Raw genomic sequence first — 4,156 nt, 5'->3', positions numbered from 1 at the left:
CAGCCCGACCAGGACCAGCGGGAACACGGCAACGTTGGCCGCGGTCAGGATCAGGCCGCAGCCGACGATCATGGTGATGAGCGCCGCCACGATCGAGGGCATCGGCCGGACCCGCTGCAGAAGAACCGCGGCGGGAAACGAGATGATCCCATAGGCGATGAAGAAGGCGAAGGCGACGAACTGCGCCTCGAACCGGCTAAGCGTGAAAATGCCCTTCACCGCGGCAACCAACGGATCGTTGAGCGCGGTAATGAAGCCCCATGCGAAGAACAGGCAGGTGACGATGATGAAGGCGCTCGTCACGCCGCTGCTGGTCCGCTGCTGCACTGTATTCCCCTCGATCAAATCGAGCGCGAAACTGGCAGCGAACGGCGGCCGGCACAAGCACCCGCGTCCGACGGCGATCGGCTCTTCCAAAATAGGACTTCGGCTGCCACGCTGACGCTGATGGGCGCGCTCCTCGAAGGTCACACAATCGTCGATCGCTCCCCTCGCGGACGATAGGCGAAAATGAGGCGACGAACGTGAACTTAGTGACCTTGGCTCGCCTCTCCAGCGGACGCGCAATGCTCGCGCTGGCTGCAACCGCGCTGTTGGCCTCTCCCGCCCTGGCTCAGGCTGTGCGCGTCGATGGCGGGACTGTCGCGGGCAAGAGGTGGAACGGCAACACCCTGTTCCGCGGCATTCCATTCGCCGCGCCCGTGGTGGGAGCATTGCGCTGGCAGCCGCCGCAGCCGGTGCGTCCCTGGCACGGCGTGCGCGCATCGCTCGACCGGCCCCCCTCCTGCCTTCAGAACGATTATGGCTGGAACCACTCGGACTTCCTCATCGGGGCCGAGGATTGCCTGACCCTGGACGTCAGCACGCCCTCGAGGACTGGCAAGCTGCCGGTGCTGTTCTGGATCCATGGCGGCGGCAACCTTGCCGGCGGCCCCAACGACATCATCCTCTCCGACGTCGGCAGGCAGGTCGTCATCGTCGGCATCCGCTACCGCCTCGGCATCTTCGGCTTCATGTCCCATCGCAAGCTGACTGCCGAGCAGGGTGCATCCGGCAATTACGGGTTGCTTGATCAGCTCGCGGCGCTCCGCTGGGTCCACCGCAACATCGCCAGGTTCGGCGGCGATCCGACGAATGTCACCATCGCGGGCGAATCCGCGGGTTCGCAGGACGTCAGCCTGCTTCTCCTGGAGCCCGCGGCGCGGCCTTTATTCGCGCGCGCGATCATGGAAAGCGGGACGCCCGGCTTCGGAATGCGGTTCCGTACCCTCGGGGAATCCGAGGCAATCGGCGCGCAAGCCGATCGATTGCTGGGCACCGGCGGAAGCCTCGCCAGGCTTCGCGCCGCCCCGGCGTCCGCCCTGCTCGCAGCCGCACTCAAGCTGCACGACCCCGGCGCTCCGGACGATTCCTTCATCTGGCTGCGCACCACGATTGACGGCACGGCAATCCCGGGCGACCCGCGGCGCCTGCTCGCGAATGCGGCGCCCAAGCCTGTCATCATCGGAAGCAACCGCTTCGAGTTCGGGATCGGCGGCGGCAAGACGGAACGCGACCGCTTCATTGCCGACGCATTCGGTGACCGTGCCGCTCAGGCGCGCGCCGCCTACCGTCTTGACCAGCCCGATCCGTCCGCCGACCCTCGCCTTGGCACACGCGACGAGCAGATCGCCACCGACCTCATCTTCCGCTGCCCAACGATCAACGTCGCCGCGATCATGGCGGCCAGGGGAGCGCCGGTCTGGCATTATGAGTTCGACGCGTCTGCGAACGGCCAGAAGACCGCTCATGCCGCCGAAATCCCCTATGCGTTCGGCGACAAGAGCTTCGCCCGAGGATTGTCGCTCAAGCCCTATTGGGTCAATTTCATCCGGACCGGAGATCCTGACGGCGGCGACCTTCCCCGCTGGCCGCGCTTCACCCGCGCTTCGCCCAGGCACATCCTGTTCAGCAACGAGAGCGTGACGACCGAGGGCGCTCTCCGCTCCGAAATCTGTTCACTCGACAAGAGGATCTGACCATGCTCAGCCGCCGCAACCTCATCCATGGGACTCTTGCTGCTCCCCTGACGCTTGCCTCCGCCACCGCCCTTGCCGACACGTTCGAGGACCAGTGCAAAGCGGCCCTGACGCCGCACATGGATTTCCCGCAGCTTGGCCGATATCGCCACGAGAACGCGCGCCTCATAAAGTCGAGGGCGCCCGTGGACGTCGTCTTCATGGGCGATTCCATTACCGAAGGCTGGAAGGACAAGCGCCCCGGCTTTTTCAGCACCGGGCGGATCGATCGCGGCATCAGCGGCCAGACGACCCCGCAGATGGTTCTCCGAATGATGGCCGATGTCGTCGAGCTGAAGCCCCGCGCAGTCCACATCATGGCGGGCACCAACGACGTTGCCGGCAACACCGGGCCGATGACGCCGGCCATGACCGAGAACAACTTCGAGATGATGAGCGACATCGCTCGCGCTCACGGGGTCAAGGTGCTGGTGGCCTCGATCCCACCCGCCGCCAGCTTCCCCTGGCGGCCGGGCCTCGAGACTCGCAGTCGGATCAAGGTTCTCAACGCCTGGCTGAAGACGTTCGCATCCGCATCCGGTGCAACCTTTGTCGACTATTGGCCCGTGCTCGACGATGGCACCGGCGCGATGAAGCCGGGCCTTGCCTCTGATGGCGTTCACCCGACCGAAGCCGGCTATGATGCCATGGCGACCGTCGTCGAACCGATCCTCGCACGCGCCCTTCGGCACAACCGTCGCGCATGAAGCTCGATCGCCGCTATGTCGAGAAGCCCTGGGGCATCACCGACCTGCCGCCGATCTTCGACCCGCCAGCCGGCAAGCGCATCGGCGAGGTCTGGTTCACCGGTGGCGGCGACCTGCCGCTCCTGCTGAAATACATCTTCACCAGCGAGCGCCTGTCCGTGCAGGTCCATCCGGACGATGCGTATGCACGCGCGCATGGCCTGCCGCACGGCAAGACCGAGTGCTGGTACATCCTCGACGCCAGGCCGGGCGCGACGATCGCGCTCGGCCTCCTTCGCGAGGTTGGCAAGGAGGAGCTGCGCGCCGCCGCGCTCGACGGATCGATCGAGCGGTTGATGGACTGGAAGCCGGTGCGTTCGGGCGATTTCTTCCTCGTGCCGCCGGGCACTGTCCACGCGATCGGCGACGGCATCACCCTGCTCGAGTTCCAGCAGAACATCGACCTTACTTACCGGCTTTATGATTATGGCCGGCCGCGCGAACTTCACCTCGAGGACGGCATCGCCGTGTCGAACCCAGCGCCGTATCCGGCCGGACTGGCCCAGCACCTCACTGGCGGCGAGACGCGGACTTTGGTGGACGGCCCGCATTTCACCCTCGTCCACACGACGCACGACGCTCTTGCAGACCGGCAGCGCTGGATCATCCCGGTAGAGGGCGAAGTTCGAAGCGGTGAAGATCGCGCAGGCCCCGGCGAATGCCTGCTGCTTGGGCCGGGCGCTACGCTGGAGGCAGGCGACGCCCGCTTGCTGGTCGGCGCTAGGTCAGGGCGTTCAGCGCCAGCGCGATAGCGCCGAGCGGACCGGCATCGGCGCCGAGCGCCGGCCGCCGGACATAAGCATCGCCTTGCGGCAACGGCATGTAGCCTGCGAGGCTACCGGTCAGCATTTGCCCGACGCGCTCGAGCAGGTGCGGCTGCCGGTCGATCACCCCGCCGCCAATCGCGATTGCTCGCGGAGCAGCGGCGCAGACGATCGTGTGGCAGAGTTGCGCGATCGCCCAGGCGACCGACTCCCACAATGGGTCCGCAGCGGTCAGTCCGGCCAGCCCATCCCTGCCGACCCGAGCCTCGAGCGATGGTCCGGCTGCCAGCCCCTCGACGCAATCGCCATGAAACGGGCACGATCCACCGAACCTGTCTCCGGCGAGGCGCGGCACGCGGATATGACCGAGCTCGCAGTTCGCAAACCCTCGGGTCGGCGCGCCGTTGACGATAAGCCCGACGCCAACGCCCGTGCCGACCGTCACGTAAGCGAAATCGTCCAGGCCGTGGCCGCTCCCCCAGCGCATCTCGGCGAGCGCGGCCCCGTTGACGTCGGTGTCGAATGCGGCAGGCACTCCTGCCGCATCGCGCAGCCGCTTGAGCACGTCGGTGCCCGACCAGCCGGGTTT

The 4,156-nt window shown here is 66.5% G+C and carries 4 protein-coding genes and 1 pseudogene; 3 read left to right on the top strand and 2 right to left on the bottom strand.

Features of this window, described 5'->3' with window-relative positions:
- Positions 1–327: pseudogene (locus JOZ79_RS00950) on the bottom strand (MFS transporter); the annotation flags it as partial.
- 197 nt (positions 328–524) lie between these two features.
- On the opposite strand from JOZ79_RS00950, the gene JOZ79_RS00945 reads away from it, so the two are divergent.
- Genes JOZ79_RS00945 through JOZ79_RS00935 form a run of 3 tightly spaced genes read left to right on the top strand, consistent with a single transcriptional unit; the run spans position 525 to position 3,555 of the window.
- The gene (locus tag JOZ79_RS00945; RefSeq protein ID WP_294069338.1) at positions 525–2,018 is read left to right on the top strand and encodes a carboxylesterase family protein; all 1,494 of its coding nucleotides are present in this window, start codon (positions 525–527) and stop codon (positions 2,016–2,018) included.
- Positions 2,019–2,020: 2 nt separating this feature from the next.
- The gene (locus JOZ79_RS00940; protein WP_294069336.1) at positions 2,021–2,764 is read left to right on the top strand and encodes a GDSL-type esterase/lipase family protein; all 744 of its coding nucleotides are present in this window, start codon (positions 2,021–2,023) and stop codon (positions 2,762–2,764) included.
- Positions 2,761–3,555, top strand: a complete 795-nt coding sequence (locus JOZ79_RS00935; RefSeq protein WP_294069334.1) for a class I mannose-6-phosphate isomerase — start codon at positions 2,761–2,763, stop codon at positions 3,553–3,555. Before JOZ79_RS00940 ends, JOZ79_RS00935 begins: the two co-directional genes overlap by 4 nt.
- Here JOZ79_RS00935 and JOZ79_RS00930 read toward each other — a convergent pair.
- On the bottom strand, positions 3,524–4,156 hold a 633-nt coding region (locus JOZ79_RS00930), incomplete at its 5' end, for an ROK family protein (RefSeq protein ID WP_294069331.1). The two genes, JOZ79_RS00935 and JOZ79_RS00930, sit on opposite strands and share 32 nt — an antisense overlap.

The sequence above is a fragment of the Sphingomonas sp. genome (genome assembly GCF_019242355.1).
Lineage (GTDB): Bacteria > Pseudomonadota > Alphaproteobacteria > Sphingomonadales > Sphingomonadaceae > Sphingomicrobium.
The sequence above is the reverse complement of the archived record's forward strand: the minus strand, read 5'-3'. Positions and strand labels throughout refer to the sequence as shown.

Bases quoted from the DNA above. Each gene is read 5' to 3' on its own strand.
- JOZ79_RS00940 (WP_294069336.1), top strand. From the start codon at position 2,021: ATGCTCAGCCGCCGCAACCTCATCCATGGGACTCTTGCTGCTCCCCTG.
- JOZ79_RS00935 (WP_294069334.1), top strand. From the start codon at position 2,761: ATGAAGCTCGATCGCCGCTATGTCGAGAAGCCCTGGGGCATCACCGAC.